General features: G+C 41.8%; 12 protein-coding genes. 3 read left to right on the forward strand and 9 right to left on the reverse strand.

The window, feature by feature from the left end; translation table 11 throughout:
- Positions 1-114: 114 nt before the first annotated feature.
- From FSB76_RS05065 to FSB76_RS05085, 5 genes are all read right to left on the reverse strand, one after another.
- Positions 115-1,560 carry a hypothetical protein gene (locus FSB76_RS05065; RefSeq protein ID WP_147052495.1) on the reverse strand — a complete coding sequence of 482 codons (1,446 nt, stop codon included), beginning with the start codon at positions 1,558-1,560 and terminating at the stop codon, positions 115-117.
- 1 nt (position 1,561) lies between these two features.
- Positions 1,562-2,542 carry an aspartyl protease family protein gene (locus FSB76_RS05070; RefSeq protein WP_147052496.1) on the reverse strand — a complete coding sequence of 327 codons (981 nt, stop codon included), beginning with the start codon at positions 2,540-2,542 and terminating at the stop codon, positions 1,562-1,564.
- 57 nt (positions 2,543-2,599) lie between these two features.
- On the reverse strand, positions 2,600-3,265 hold the full coding sequence (locus FSB76_RS05075) for an ATP-binding cassette domain-containing protein (protein WP_158642840.1): 666 nt from the start codon (positions 3,263-3,265) through the stop codon (positions 2,600-2,602).
- 2 nt (positions 3,266-3,267) lie between these two features.
- Positions 3,268-3,570: a hypothetical protein gene (locus FSB76_RS05080; RefSeq protein WP_147052498.1), complete on the reverse strand. Its 303-nt coding sequence runs from the start codon at positions 3,568-3,570 to the stop codon at positions 3,268-3,270.
- Positions 3,571-3,782: 212 nt separating this feature from the next.
- Positions 3,783-4,643, reverse strand: coding sequence for a sigma-70 family RNA polymerase sigma factor (locus tag FSB76_RS05085; RefSeq protein ID WP_090466905.1), 861 nt, complete (start codon positions 4,641-4,643; stop codon positions 3,783-3,785).
- Between the two features lie 804 nt (positions 4,644-5,447).
- Between FSB76_RS05085 and FSB76_RS05090 the strand changes: the two genes are divergently transcribed.
- Complete coding sequence (locus FSB76_RS05090) at positions 5,448-5,777, forward strand: hypothetical protein (protein ID WP_147052499.1); 330 nt, start codon at positions 5,448-5,450, stop codon at positions 5,775-5,777.
- 106 nt (positions 5,778-5,883) lie between these two features.
- Here the strand turns inward: FSB76_RS05090 and FSB76_RS32055 are convergent, their stop codons facing one another.
- The 4 genes from FSB76_RS32055 to FSB76_RS05105 form a co-directional block, all read right to left on the reverse strand.
- Entirely contained in the window at positions 5,884-6,033 is a 150-nt protein-coding gene (locus FSB76_RS32055; protein WP_158642841.1) for a hypothetical protein, read from the reverse strand.
- A gap of 76 nt (positions 6,034-6,109) precedes the next feature.
- Positions 6,110-6,514, reverse strand: a complete 405-nt coding sequence (locus FSB76_RS05095; protein WP_147052500.1) for a DUF983 domain-containing protein — start codon at positions 6,512-6,514, stop codon at positions 6,110-6,112.
- Between the two features lie 13 nt (positions 6,515-6,527).
- Complete coding sequence (locus tag FSB76_RS05100; RefSeq protein WP_147052501.1) at positions 6,528-7,403, reverse strand: AraC family transcriptional regulator; 876 nt, start codon at positions 7,401-7,403, stop codon at positions 6,528-6,530.
- A gap of 88 nt (positions 7,404-7,491) precedes the next feature.
- Positions 7,492-9,255, reverse strand: coding sequence for an ATP-binding protein (locus tag FSB76_RS05105; protein ID WP_147052502.1), 1,764 nt, complete (start codon positions 9,253-9,255; stop codon positions 7,492-7,494).
- 311 nt (positions 9,256-9,566) lie between these two features.
- On the opposite strand from FSB76_RS05105, the gene FSB76_RS05110 reads away from it, so the two are divergent.
- Both FSB76_RS05110 and FSB76_RS05115 read left to right on the forward strand, forming a co-directional pair.
- Positions 9,567-10,358, forward strand: a complete 792-nt coding sequence (locus FSB76_RS05110; RefSeq protein ID WP_147052503.1) for a PhzF family phenazine biosynthesis protein — start codon at positions 9,567-9,569, stop codon at positions 10,356-10,358.
- Between the two features lie 390 nt (positions 10,359-10,748).
- Positions 10,749-14,258, forward strand: coding sequence for a T9SS type A sorting domain-containing protein (locus tag FSB76_RS05115; protein WP_147052504.1), 3,510 nt, complete (start codon positions 10,749-10,751; stop codon positions 14,256-14,258).
- Positions 14,259-14,367 lie beyond the last annotated feature (109 nt).

The following is a 14,367-nucleotide window of genomic DNA, read 5'->3' on the forward strand; positions in this document are numbered from 1 at the left end:
ATTTAGCGCCTCTAATCCGCACAAACTCCTACAGCCATATTTTGTCTGACGCAGGACTTCAAAAGATTTACCGGACTACCGGATTGTTCAATTTAACAAAATCCCACTCACAACTCACTCCACCCACAAAACAGAATTTCCTGTATTGTATTCATTCTGTTCGTAAAGTTTATTGGCCGGGTCAAGAATCCAGTTGCCGTCAATCAAAAACTTGTACCGGTATTTGCCCGGTTTAAGGTACAGGTTTATTACCCATTCGTCGGCATTGTGAGCCATGGTGAAACCCGATGGGTCCCAATCATTAAAATTGCCTGCCAGGTGCACGCTTCCGGCGTTGGCGTGCCCCTTAAGCCTGAACGTGTAATTGGGCTTAACGGCAATAAAGGAGTTATTTACGCCGCCTTCAATAGCGTAAAGGCGGTTTTTAGGGTCGGTTATCCAGTTTCCGTCAACAATAAATTTGTAACCGTAATTACCTGCCGGAATCATTAAGGCTATGGCCCAGCCTGCAGCCGTTTTCCGGAGGCTTATTTCATTGGGCTTCCAGCTATTAAAACTGCCGGCTATGTAAACGGCTTTAGCGTCTTTATATCCATCAAGTTTAAAGCTAATCGCCTCGCCCTGGTTTAGCACCGAATTAATATGCCCTCCGTTATCTTTTACTTTCGCCGGGTTTGCCGGGTCGGCGTACCATTGGCCATCTACCCAAAAGCGATAAGTATGTGTGCCGTCGCGCAGGTAAAGTTTGGTTTCCCAGCCACCGTCTTTTTTTTGTAGCGGAGTATTATCGGTATTCCAGTTATTAAAACTACCAGCTATGGTAACTTTGTGGGCACCTGTAAAGCCGGCAAGCCTAAAGGTGTGGTTAACGCGGTAGTAAACCGAGTTTACATCACTAAAACCATCCGGGTGTTGCTGCAGGTTGCTTTTATCGCGCTGCCAGCGGCCGTTTATAATATATTTATATTCATATACCCCGGGTGCCAGTTTTACATCGCTTACCCATCCGCTATCGGTTTTTGCCATTACCCCCTTCAGCGTACTCCAATTGTTAAAGTTACCCGATAATAAAACGCGTTTAGCGTTTAAATAGCCGGGCAGGTAAAAGCGCGTTAAGCCCGATGGTAATTCATATACCGTAACCCGCATAAACTTGTTTATACCGTATAATTCATCGGCAGGATAGCCAGGTATACCCGCTGGGGCATCAATATTGCCATCAAGGTTAGTGGTTATCTGGTAGGGTGGATTTTGTGGGTTCAGGTTTAAGTCGGTAAGCGACCTGTCAAACCTAACCATATTTTTATCGCGTTTGCCAATGTTCCATCCGTCTTTGGCCAATGACGAGAAATCGCCATTTAAAATGGCAGCGCCATTTGGTTTTTTGATACCAGCGATTTTTAAAATACTATCCAGTTGTGTTTTTGACGAACGCAGATCAAGCAGCATAATCAAATGATCTTTACCTAACACAAGGGAATTGCGTGTTTGCGCCCCTGCTGCAATGGAGAAGCAGGTAAACAACAAAAAAATAATTAAAACCGATCTGCACTTTTTCATACTACTGGTTAGTGTAAATGTACATTTCAAATTCTCTTTTTACAAAGTTGATGCTAAAGATACCGCGGATAAAAAAATCAAAACCAAGTATCCCGTCAACAGTGTGCCCGTAGGCTTTGCCCATTTTATCAAGGTTGGTTAACAGCACGCGGTTTTTCACAAACCGCCGGCCGCCAACGGTTAGGGTATCAAACCTGGCGTAAATCACCTCAAATGACGAGCCGCCAATGCCGGTGGTTTTTGTACGGTTGAGTACCGCCATGCCGGGCAATAGTTTGCGCACCCTGTCATAATCCATTAAGTTGGTTTCGGCTCCGGTATCAAATGCAAACCACAGAGGTGTATTATTGGCAACGCCTTTTATAAACATTACATCATTGGTATAATTAAACGTGGTAAACATCCACGGTTCGTGAAAAACTTTTTCATTTACAGGTATTTCACCGTCGTCATTCAGTTTGTGGATGTAGAGGGTGTTCCTGAACAAATCAACAGTAATAGCAAACTTTTTAAACAGCCGGGTGCCCAATAAGCCCAGTATTTTAACATTGCGCCCGTTTTCGATGGCCGACAAATCGGTTACATCGGCTGTAAGGCGCGGGTAATGCAAATCGAGTATGCTGAAATTGTGCACTTCGGTAGTAAAAGCGCCAGGCGCGTTGCCATTTAAACCTGCCGACTCCTGGTCGGCTATAACGGGCATGTATCTGAAGTAGGTAGCGTTTAAAACCAGATAAGGCGCACCGGTATCCAGTACAAAGTTGCCTGCAACAGAGTCAATCTGGGCTTCTACCAGGATAAGGTTACCGGCCCGTTTTATAGGTACTATAAGTGTATTAAAATCGCCCGAGGGATCGGGGTCCGGTCCGCGTTTGGCATCTTTGAATGTGATGCCGTTGATAGATGTGTTTGTGCTGCACCCGCCTTTTTGCCAGCAGGCAACAAATAACAAAACTATCAAATATACGTAAGGCCGGGGCATCGTGGTTGTTTAGGTAATAGACAGTGCCAGTTGCTTATATGTTACATGGCGTGGTGTTTAATTAATATGGCTCACATAACCATAAGTAACCAATTCATCATTATTGCGAATTGGTCTTGTGTAGCCATCGGTAATCAGTATAATCCGGTCGCTTACATCCAGGATATTGTAATATTGATGGTCGGTTACTATGATGCCTTTTATTTTGGCGCATTTCCTGATAATTTCTTTAAAAGCCTCGGCCTGTATGGGCGAGATGTGGGTGAAAGGCTCATCAAGTAAAATAAAATCGGCTTTGCTGTAAATAACCATCAATGTTTCCAGTTGCCGCAGTTCTCCGCCTGATAAATCTGCTATAGTTTTTTCGGCATATTTTTCATAGATGGGATGAGTCGAAAAATCGCCCCAAAAGCGGTCGTCAATAATGGTTGCCGCCAGCTTTTTTATTTTAATGCCTTTGGGCAGGTAGTTATGCTGGGGCAGGTACGCCACACGCATGTTTTTATAGCCTTTTTTGATGTATTCCCCGTTAATACTTACGTGTTTATAGGCAGGGCGGAGTGTGCCGAATATGATCCTTAATAAAGATGACTTGCCGCAGCCGTTTCGGCCCAGGATACCCAATACTTCGCCTTGTTTGCATTCCAAGTAAACATCCTGTAATATTTTGCGCCCGCCAAACTCCAGTTGTACGCTATCGGTTTTTAATATGAGTGGCTCCAAATTTAACGGATGGTTGATAAGGATAAAAGGATGATGAAAGCGATAAAATCGCAGGCAAATACTGATAAGTAAAGTACGTTGATATTGTAGCCGGCATTGCGAAAATAGAAATAGGTTTGCGCCGCGTTAAAATTCAGATACTGCACGCCAAGTATGGCGGCGTAACTAACCAGTTTACATATTACAGCAAACGGAACATTTAATTGACGCGAGGTAAGGTAATACACACAGGCAAGCGAGGCGAGCGTGCACCATACCATTAACGGTTTATAAAAGTACCAACCTATTTTTATTGATTTTACCATTGAGCTAACTATGACAGGTTAGCTATGTAACGGCAATTTGAGGATTAAATTTTATGGAGGTTAAAATGTTGCAGGTTTGTAATTATGGGGTGCGATTGCAGCGAGTTTTACGTCATCCGTCTCTCTAAAAAAAAAACCAGGATTTGAGTAGTTCGCTCAATCCTGGCCTTTTATATCTTAATTCCTGGTTCTTATCTCTTGACTCTGCTGAATTATCCCAAATACGATTTCAAAATTTTGCTCCTTGAAGTATGGCGCAAACGTTGCAGGGCTTTATCTTTTATCTGGCGAACGCGTTCGCGGGTAAGGTTAAATTTCTCGCCAATCTCCTCTAATGAAAGCGGGTGATTCGTTCCCAAACCAAAAAATAGCACAATGATTTCACGCTCGCGCTCGGTTAAAGTTGATAGCGAACGTTTAATTTCTTCGGATAACGACTCATTGATCAGGATGGAATCTGTGTTGGGTTCCTGATTTTCGAGTACATCCAATAAGGTGTTTTCTTCGCCCTGTACAAAGGGGGCATCCATAGATACATGGCGGCCTGAATTACTGAGGGTATCGGAAATCTTATCTACAGTAGTTTCCAAAATATCGGCAAGTTCTTCGGGCGATGGTTCGCGCTCGTACTCCTGCTCCAGTTTGGAGAATGCTTTACTTATTTTACTTAATGAGCCTACCTGGTTTAACGGCAAACGCACAATACGCGATTGTTCGGCAATAGCCTGTAATATTGATTGACGGATCCACCAAACGGCATAGGATATGAATTTGAAACCCTTGGTTTCATCAAAACGCTTGGCGGCTTTAATGAGGCCGAGGTTACCCTCATTAATCAAGTCGCCCAGGGTAAGGCCCTGGTTTTGGTATTGCTTGGCAACGGATACAACAAAGCGCAGGTTGGTTTTGGTTAAACGCTCCAATGCCGCCTGGTCGCCTTCACGGATTTTTTGGGCTAATATTACTTCTTCTTCGGCTGTTATCAGATCAACTTTACCAATCTCGTGCAGATACTTGTCAAGCGATTGTGATTCGCGATTGGTAATGGATTGCGTTATTTTGAGTTGTCTCATCTATTTATAAACCTCTCTGTACTTTTTATTTACTACAGAACGACCAAAGTTATAAAATTGTTGTAAAAAATTACAATTGTAGGGTGTATTTTCAAAAAAAATAAGCTATAGATATTTTTTTTAATATATTGATTTACAGATTGTTAAAAAACACATATTGATAATTTATCCTGTTTTTGGATAAAAACAAGTGAAACAGGCAAGCGGTATGGTTTTTGTGGTGTTCGTAAAACACTATCTATATTTAACAGTTTTATCGCACGCTTTTTGTGACGATATCCCCATTTGTTTATAACCGGATACGGCTCTCGCCAGGCTAAACCGTTCATATTTCAAAGATAGGCTTCTGCCGGCGAAGTGTTGTAGCCCTATCCGGTTCTTGCTTTCGCACTTTTGTGGGCTACCTGAATGCTTTAAGGTTTAATGCTTATCTTTTTGCCAATTTCTTTATAAACGCAGTACCGTTCGTTTAAAGCTAATCCGTATTTAACCATAATGGCAGCAACACCGATATTGGTTTGCGGCCATTATGGGGGGCACGAAATGACAGCCACGAACCGCCGTCCGATCAGTTAAAGACAGGTGTGGATTTTGCAGCCTAATTGTAATAGGTATGTTACAAAGAATTTAAAATCTGAGGGCAATAAGTATAAAATATATCAGCAAAACCTAATTTCTCTTGAAAATTGCGTAAAACTACGTATGCATTTTCGGTGAAAACACCGTGTGTTTTTTAATTGTCAAGCCGTATATTTGATGTAACATTTATTTAATACCTGGTCCTGATTTTAATCGCCTATCGCTATGAAACTATTCTACCATTTTTTATTCTTCGTGATTGCATCACTCGTGCTATTGGCATGTGCCAGTGTATTTGCATCCGATCCGCAGGTTCAATCGCAAACAGACGAATTTACATCACCACAGCCTGGTAACGAAAACCCGGCGCATGATTCAACAATGGCTGCCAACCAAACGGGGCCTTATGTACTTACAAGCGTAAAAGAAAGCGCGCCTTCGTATTTCTATTATGCAGTTAACGGAAATATATCCCAGGCCTATAAAAAATATTCGGGCCTCGTTAATTTCCAGATGGCCTTCAATCAATTTAGTCTGCCCCAAAAATTCAAATAGTTCGATTCAGTTAATTTTAGTTTAATTTAGTTAGGGAAACAGTTGCAAGCAGCCGGTGCAGAAATGTACCGGCTGACTTGTTTTTATATACTGCCGGCTGCATATATTAATACTTAAAATGGCCGAAGGTGAAAAATATGGTTAGCATAGGGATTGCCAATAAAAAGTAAGCTTTGGCTAATTGTACGTTATCGGCATTGCCTGTTACAAACACTTTGTACATATCGGTTTTTATGTTTTCTATTCTCGCTTTCATAACTCAAAAAATTAAAGTCACGGTAAATATGAATTGTTATAATTTTGACAGAAAGCGCGCCACTTGGTTTAATGGTTTACAAATTATCCTTACTCATTTCGGGATGATAATGTAAACCCGGAGTTAACCAGTGTAACAACACAACCCTTGAATACCTGAAATTAAAAGGCGACAATACCACAGCCACACTCAATATAATGCCGCAATATAACCACGGGTTACTGCTGCCGGTTAAAACACTAATGGCAACCGCAAGCGTAACCATCTCAGCAACATTTAATGCATAACTCACAAACATGGCTACATAAAAATAGCCGGGCTCACGCTCATAAACAAGGCCGCAGTGCGGGCAGGTTTTGTTCATTACCTGGCCCTTAAAGCCATACATGCTGTTGGCAAACAAGTCGCCGCGGCGGCAACGGGGACATTTGGCGTGTACTATGGCCGGCCAGGCCGCTAATTTATATTGGGTATTTTCCATAATGTTACCAGTTTTAAGGTTTTAATATTTGTTTGCGAAACTCTTCGGGAGTAACGCTTTCTGTTTTTTTGAAAAATTTGGTAAAATAAGAGTTGTCGCTAAAATTCAGCCTGAGTGAGATATCACTGATGCTTAGCTGCGGATTGGTAAGCAAGCGCTTAGCCTCCAGCAACGTGCGGTTACGAATCAACTCGCCTGCCGATAAACCTAACAAGTCCTTACAAACTGCGTTAAGGTGATTTGGGGTAATGTACAACAGTTCGGCATAATCTTTTGGCAGCTTAATATCTGCATAATGCTGTTCAATTAATTTTTGATAGTTTTTTAGCAGCGTTTGGTTGTAGGTTAGCTTGCCCGAACCTGCCGGATTGGAATTAAGCCTGTTCACATGGATGAATATCTGCAGCATCAGCAGCCGCACCATATCACTGCCCAATGGCGCAGGTTTCATTATCTCGAAAATAATGTGTTCAAACAGCTCTTTTACTGTAGCAAAACTATCGGCAGGTAAATTAACCACCGCGTCTTTTAAATTACCGTTAAAAAATGAAAAGCTATCCAGGTAACCCGGCTGTAATAAAAACGATTGGATAAAAGCCTCCGAAAAATTGATGATATACCCGTCGGTAAAACCCTCAAACTGCCAGGAGTGAACCTGCCCCGGCACCATAAAGTATATTTGACCTGGCATTACATCAAAACGCTCAAAATCGATACTATGTGTGCCTGCGCCCCGGGTAAACAGTACCAGGTGATAAAAAGAGTGCCTGTGCGGAAAAAACAGGTTTTTATGAGCATCAAGATAAGGTGCAAAACGGCTTATCAATAAATCGTCCTGCCTTACGTCAGACAAGGAACAAATATCATAAACGGGAATACTTTGTATCATGATTCAAAGCTACACACAATACCATCGCTTTAATGGTACTGTACATAGTTTGAATGGTATTATTTACTGATTTTTTTATTTTGGACCATCAAACCTTAGTCCATTTCTGTATTACGTTCTCCAACCGCTCAAAGGTAAAGGGCTTACTTACAAAATCCTTCATTCCGGCTGTGGTACACTCGTTTTCGTCTTCACTTAAAACGTTGGCCGTCATGGCTATAATTGGGGGCGCGTTTTTACCATGCTTTTTAATAATGGTACGGGTGGCCTGTAGTCCGTCCATTTCGGGCATCTGTACATCCATAAATATCAGGTCGTAATGCTGCTTGTCACTCATCTGGATGGCTTCAACTCCGTTTTCGGCAATGTCGATACTATAGCCAACCTTTTTAAAAATTTTGCTGGCTATCAGCTGGTTCATTTTGTTATCCTCAGCCAGAAGTATTTTGAGCGGGCGGTACCTAAAAATCTCTTTATTATCCGTTTTTGTGTCGGTGGGCAAATCGCCGCTGGTAATTTGCAAGGGCAAATTAAAAATAAACACCGATCCTTTGGCTTCTTTACTAATAGCCCATATTTTGCCCCCCATCAGCTCCACCAGCTTTTTACAGATAGACAGGCCAAGGCCGGTGCCGCCGTACTTACGCAGGGCTGTTGTATTTACCTGCGTAAAGGGTTTAAATAGTTGCGTTAATGATTCCTGGCTAATGCCTATGCCATCGTCTTTTACATGGAAGCTGATATCTTGTATGCCGTCTTTTATCTCGGAGCCCTTAACTGTTACGGTAACCGCGCCTTCATCGGTAAATTTAATGGCGTTACCTACCAGGTTTACTAAAATTTGTTGCAGACGCCCCTCATCAACCTTAACAAATTGCGATACATTATCATCAACATGATAACTTAGGTTGATAGGTTTATGAAAATTGGTGATTCCCGGCTGACTGATATCAATGATTGTTTTAACACAATGCCTGATGTTGGTGGCAACCGGGGTAATGGTTAATTTATCAGCCTCGATCTTCGAAATATCTAATATATCGCTGATGATATTGATAAGGATGTGTCCGCTTGATTGCAGGGTTTGTAAAAGTTCGTGCTGCTCTGGCGTAAGTGCCGACCGGGATAATAACTGCGAAGCCCCGATGATGCCATTTAGCGGGGTGCGTATTTCGTGACTCATATTGGCCAAAAAGTTCGACTTGGCAAATGTGGCGGCTTCGGCCTCTTCTTTTGAAGACTGCAATTCAATTTGCGATTGTTGAAGTTGCTCGCTTTTTTTTATTAAGTCGCGCTTATCGCTCTCGTGGCTTTTTTTAATGAAGCCTATTAATAAGCCCACCAATATGATATTAATTATAGCAGATGCAATCAGGTCAAATTCGGCAGATGCTTTGCTTGTTGCCCCTGATACCCATTCGGGATGTATTTTTTCTAACTGATAACAGGTAATAAAAACAGCACACAACAAAGCAATGAAAATATAATGATAGCGCTGTTTTACTAATAAGGTTATTAATACAATTAAAAAGATGCCTATTTGGGTGGTTGACCCGCCGATACCGCCATTGTAAAACCATCCCGGGAACATGGCAACAATACCCAAACCAATGTATATGTAAGCGGTGTTTTCGCTATAGTGTACAAAACGGCTACGGTAATAAGCAAATGCAGAGAAACTTAGTACAAAAAGATTGGCCAGTATCAGCCCCCAGCTAAACCCTAAAAACACATTGATACTAACGGATATAATGTTATTAAGGCAAATGAATAAGGCTATGGCATTAAAAAGTTTATTCTCGAGCGATAAAGCTGGATCGCCATAACCAATAATTCGTTTCAGCTTTTCCATTTAAAATAAATAATTAATTAAAAAGGCAGTTCTACGTGATAAAGCATTAAAAAGATAGGTTAAGTAAGCGATTTTTTTTTGAATAAAAACAATTTATTCATACAAAGAGTCAAATTGACACATTGAATTGTTTAATAATTAATTTTTTTTGTCGTCCTAATTATTAAGCAAGCGGCGTGCTTGTGAATTACAAATCGGGACGGGATATTACAGGAAGTTATCCACTCAAAATGAATGATGCTTTTTTTATTGATTGTTTACGCTTTATTCTTGATTCTCATCACTATATTAGCTACACCAGAACATTTGTTATGACTATCCCCATATACCAGGCCGACGCTTTTACTGATAGATTATTCGGAGGCAACCCCGCGGCTATTTGCCCGCTTACAGAATGGCTGCCCGATGTTACCATGCAAATGATAGCCGTTGAAAACAATTTGGCCGAAACCGCTTTTTTTGTAAAAACCGATACCGGCTACAAACTGCGCTGGTTTACCCCCGAATATGAGATTGACCTTTGCGGCCACGCCACCCTGGCAGCCGCTCATATATTGTTTACCGAACTGGGCTTTGAGGGCGATGAAATACATTTTGAAACCGTAAAAGCAGGTACTTTGCATATTAAACGCGTTGGCGATAAATACACCATGGATTTCCCATCAAGGCCGCCCATACCTATCGAGCCGCCAAACGGGCTGGCCGAGGCATTAGGCGAAAAACAGCCGCAGGCCTTTTTCCGCTCAAGGGACTACTTCCTGGTTTATGAGAGCGAAAAGGATATTAAAGACATTACACCTGATTTTTTTGCCTTGTCAAAAATGGATACCGTTGGCGTGATAGTTACTGCGCCTGGGGATCACAGCGATTTTGTATCGCGTTTCTTCGCCCCCGGTGCGGGTATCCCCGAAGACCCGGTTACCGGATCGGCCCATTGCAACCTGATCCCCTACTGGGCAAAAAAATTAGGTAAAAATACATTGCATGCCTACCAGATCTCGTCCCGCCGCGGCGAACTCTGGTGCGAACTTAAAGGCGACCGCGTACTTATGAGTGGCAAAGCGGTTACTTATTTAAGAGGCCAGATTTCCATTAGTTATTAAATTTAAGGCAGATACCGGCATTATTGCTGCCTGCTTATAGGTTTTTCACGCTGTTTTATCCCCGATTTGGAACTCCAATTCACTAATTATACTGCGCGTTGTCGAAAACAACAGAAATTAACCTTAGCGATAGTTTTGTAATTAATACGATTTAGTTTTCTTAAGCCACACGCTCCATAACACCACTTTTTCATCTCAGGAAACCATCCTTTCTTTAGGTGAAAACCAGAACAACTTTATCGCAATCAATTTTGCAACTTTTTTCGCAAAACCGCAATTTCTTTATCGATTTACTACCCTAATAATGCGATTATTGAAATTTTTATTATTTTTAAGCGATTAAATTCGCTTAATATTGTTTTTGTATACCCCTATTTTATTAGTACTTATTTGAAAACACGAATACTTTTTGGAGTTATCTTATCGTTCATTTTATTATTTAGTAAACCTGTAACAGCAGCTTCGTACTTTTGGACCGGCAACGCGGGAACAACTAACTGGACAACTGCTAACAATTGGTTTAATATCACTACAAATAGTGTCAGCAACTATCCGGGAAGCAGCGGCACAAGTGATGTTGCACAAATCTGGACCAGCAATGTAACAATCAATCTCACCAGCACAATAACCATAAGCTCTTTACAAACTCCTTTTTACGGAACTTATAATTTAACCGTTACTTTTACCGGAAATCCTACACTTAACGTGACTGGTATAAGCACAGCCCAGCCGGTTTTTACTTCAAGCGGGCTTACCTTTAGTGGCCCCGGAACGGTTAATGTGGGCAGCTCGGTTGGCTTTCAATATCTATCCGGGTTTGTTATAGGCGCAAACGCAATTGTTAATTTTCCATCGGGTACTGCTGTAACTTTTAATAATCCACCCGCGTTCTCCAATGCAGGTACACTCAACTTAAACAATGCAACATTTACCATTTCAAATACCATAAATAATAGCGGCACTATTAATATAAATGGGGCAAGTGCCTTAATCAGTACAAGTGCAGCCACAAATAACTCGGGTACAATTACCTGTACATCAGGCCAGTTTTCCTCATCAAGCGATCTAACCAATAGCGGTACTGTTAACATTTTAAGCAGCGGGTATTTTGATCTTTCGGGCGGGCCTTCAATTTTCACTAATACAAATACGGTTAATTTATCATCCTCATCTACCTTAAGGTTAAGCAATAATGGCGGGCGCCTTATTAATTCAGGGTCGGGCGTGTTTACAGCAAATGCAAGTACTGTTAACTTATATGGATCCGGCGCTTATATAAACAACTCGGCAACTTTAAAAGCAACAGGCACAACGTTTTCATTTAATAATGGCAACTACATTCAAAACACGGGTACATTAACTACCCAGTCGGCCTGTGTATTTAACATGACTACGTCCAACTCTTATATCTCTAATACAAGCACTTATACTGACCATGGATCAACTTATAACCTGCAGGGTTCTGGTTCATATTTTCAAAACTCAGGTTCCACCTCGGTTGTAAAAGCCAGGGGCACTACCTTTAACCTTGGCACCGGCGGCAACAACTCCATGAATATAACCAACAGTGGTACGTTTACAGCCGATTCTACATCGTATATCAACCTGGCATCCTATCAGGATGGATTAACCAATACCGGAGTTTTTAATGCCGGCACTTCGGGCTCGCCTTGTTTAATTACATTAAGCGCACAGGCTTGTTTTGTTACCAATACCGGCAGTTCGTCACAAGCTGCTTACTTTAACCTTGGGTCAACCTCCATTATAAGTATTTCTGGAGGTTACCAACCTACGGTAACCAATACCAACAATGCTTACTCATTTTTCACTTTAATGTCCGATGCTTTGGGTTCGGCTGCTTTTGATCAAATACTCTCCAATACCAACAATACGCCGGCAATTGCGGGCACCTATAATGTTCAACGTTTTGTAAGCGGCGGCAACCTGGCAACCAACCGCGGATACAGAATCTTTTCATCGCCCACTAACATTACAAATCCTTACTCTACCAGCACTACTTATACCAATTATATCAGCTTAAATACATTAAAAAACAGCTACACGGTTTACAGCAGTACAACTGCCAATTCCAGCTATCCCGGCGCATTTACTGCCGGGCCAAGTGGCAACTCAAGCGGGTTTAGTTATGCCAATACCAATTCAACTATTTATTTTTATAACGAAACGAGAGCCGTAAGTAACACCTCTTTTAATTCAGGCAAACACGTAGGAGTTACAGCCATTGGTGCCAGCACAGTTACCCTAAATGGAGTTGGTGCTGTAAGCATGCCGGTTGGTAACGGTTATATACTTTATTATGTTGGCCCCAATAGCCGTACCGATGGCACTACAGGCAGCCCGTTGGATTGTTATATTACCAATGTAGGTTACATTAACCAGGGCGATGTTACGGTTGCGTTATGGTATACCCCAAAAAACGGCTCGTCAAATGCAAGTACAGGCCAGCTATCTTACTCGTTAAGTACCTTAACCGGCGGTGCGGGTTATAATATGGTGGGCAACCCTTATCCCAGCACCATTAATATAGCTACCGTGCTGGGCCATAACTCCAATATAAGTACCGCTTATTTACTAAATAAAACCAATAGCCCCGGCCAGGCCTATTATGCTTACACTGCAAACGGAACATCGGCGCCTGGTATTGGTTACGCCTTAAGTGGCGAAGGTTTCCTGGTACGTACAACAAGCGGCGGCAACTCATTAACATTTAAAGAAACAGATAAAGTTGCTAGCCAACAACTTACCGGCAGCAACCTGCTTATGTCGTCGCCTAAAGCGCAAACGTTAACGCTTGATGGCGCGGGCAAATCTTTTAAAAGTACTGCAGCGGCATTTAGTCCTCAAACTGCATCTGTTAAAGAGTTAGACGCGCAAGGTAACCCGCTTACCGGTTTATATGTAAAAATTGAAAAAGACAGCCTTACATATGATTATTGCGGCGTTTATTTTAGAAGCGATTGGCAAAGCATCTATAACGAAAACTTAGACGCGGCGGAGTTGGATGCAAGCAGCTCAAGCGTGTTAGTGTCAAGCCTTTCATCTGATGGAGTGAATGCATCCGTAAAGCACTTTCCTGATTATAAAAAAGGCGTTAGCATTAAGCTTTATGCTAATGGGAGAGCCGATGGCTTATACAACTTAAAAATTGAAGGCATACGTAATATTGACACCAGCAATTACAAAATAACCCTGCTTGATCACTTTAAAAAAGATTCGTTAGACATTGGGCGTTACAAATCCTATGCTTTCAACATCTTAAAAAGCGACACCAATACTTTCGGCGCCAACCGGTTTGAGCTTTCTGTCCATCAATTACCGGCCGGCGCCAGGTATCAGCTGGCAAGTTTCACGGCACAAAAGGCAACAGACGGTGTGCTGCTTACCTGGCGGGCTTATAACGAGGGAGACAATTACTTTTATACCCTTGAAAAACAACAGGCGAATGGCACCGACTATGCCTCTTTGTATCAAATACAAAGCAATGGCGGCACCATTTATAAATACACGGATAAAACACCAAATACTGGCAACAATATTTACCGCCTAAAACAGGTAGACCTGTTTGGTAACATCACCTACTCGGCCCTTGTTAGCATTTATTACGATAAAAGCGGCAACGCCAGTATGTTCACCTTGTACCCTAATCCTACTACAGAGACTATTAATGTAAATGTAACTTATGGTAAAACATCATCGGCGGCAACAGGGAGCTATAAATTAAACATTTATGATGTAACAGGCTCGTTGATAAGCCAAAAAACAGCCGACAACAGTTCATTCAGTCAAAACGTTTCAGAATTTAAACCTGGCGTATACATTGTAGAGTTAAAAGACAACCAAGGTAGTTCGTTAGGGAAAGCTAAGTTTTTAAAGCAGTAATAATAGTAGGTTTTGGTAAACACCACGGCAGCTGTAAATAACCCCAACGCCTGGGGCAACCATTTACAATTGCCGGTATTACTGGTTCACACGAAGCAAATGGCCATTT

Source organism: Mucilaginibacter ginsenosidivorax (assembly GCF_007971525.1).
Taxonomy (GTDB): Bacteria; Bacteroidota; Bacteroidia; order Sphingobacteriales; family Sphingobacteriaceae; genus Mucilaginibacter; species Mucilaginibacter ginsenosidivorax.

Coding starts and splice junctions, on each gene's coding strand:
- FSB76_RS05065 (WP_147052495.1), bottom strand. CDS start 1,560: ATGAAAAAGTGCAGATCGGTTTTAATTATTTTTTTGTTGTTTACCTGC.
- FSB76_RS05070 (WP_147052496.1), bottom strand. CDS start 2,542: ATGCCCCGGCCTTACGTATATTTGATAGTTTTGTTATTTGTTGCCTGC.
- FSB76_RS05080 (WP_147052498.1), bottom strand. CDS start 3,570: ATGGTAAAATCAATAAAAATAGGTTGGTACTTTTATAAACCGTTAATG.
- FSB76_RS05085 (WP_090466905.1), bottom strand. CDS start 4,643: ATGAGACAACTCAAAATAACGCAATCCATTACCAATCGCGAATCACAA.
- FSB76_RS05090 (WP_147052499.1), top strand. CDS start 5,448: ATGAAACTATTCTACCATTTTTTATTCTTCGTGATTGCATCACTCGTG.
- FSB76_RS32055 (WP_158642841.1), bottom strand. CDS start 6,033: ATGAAAGCGAGAATAGAAAACATAAAAACCGATATGTACAAAGTGTTT.
- FSB76_RS05095 (WP_147052500.1), bottom strand. CDS start 6,514: ATGGAAAATACCCAATATAAATTAGCGGCCTGGCCGGCCATAGTACAC.
- FSB76_RS05100 (WP_147052501.1), bottom strand. CDS start 7,403: ATGATACAAAGTATTCCCGTTTATGATATTTGTTCCTTGTCTGACGTA.
- FSB76_RS05105 (WP_147052502.1), bottom strand. CDS start 9,255: ATGGAAAAGCTGAAACGAATTATTGGTTATGGCGATCCAGCTTTATCG.
- FSB76_RS05110 (WP_147052503.1), top strand. CDS start 9,567: ATGACTATCCCCATATACCAGGCCGACGCTTTTACTGATAGATTATTC.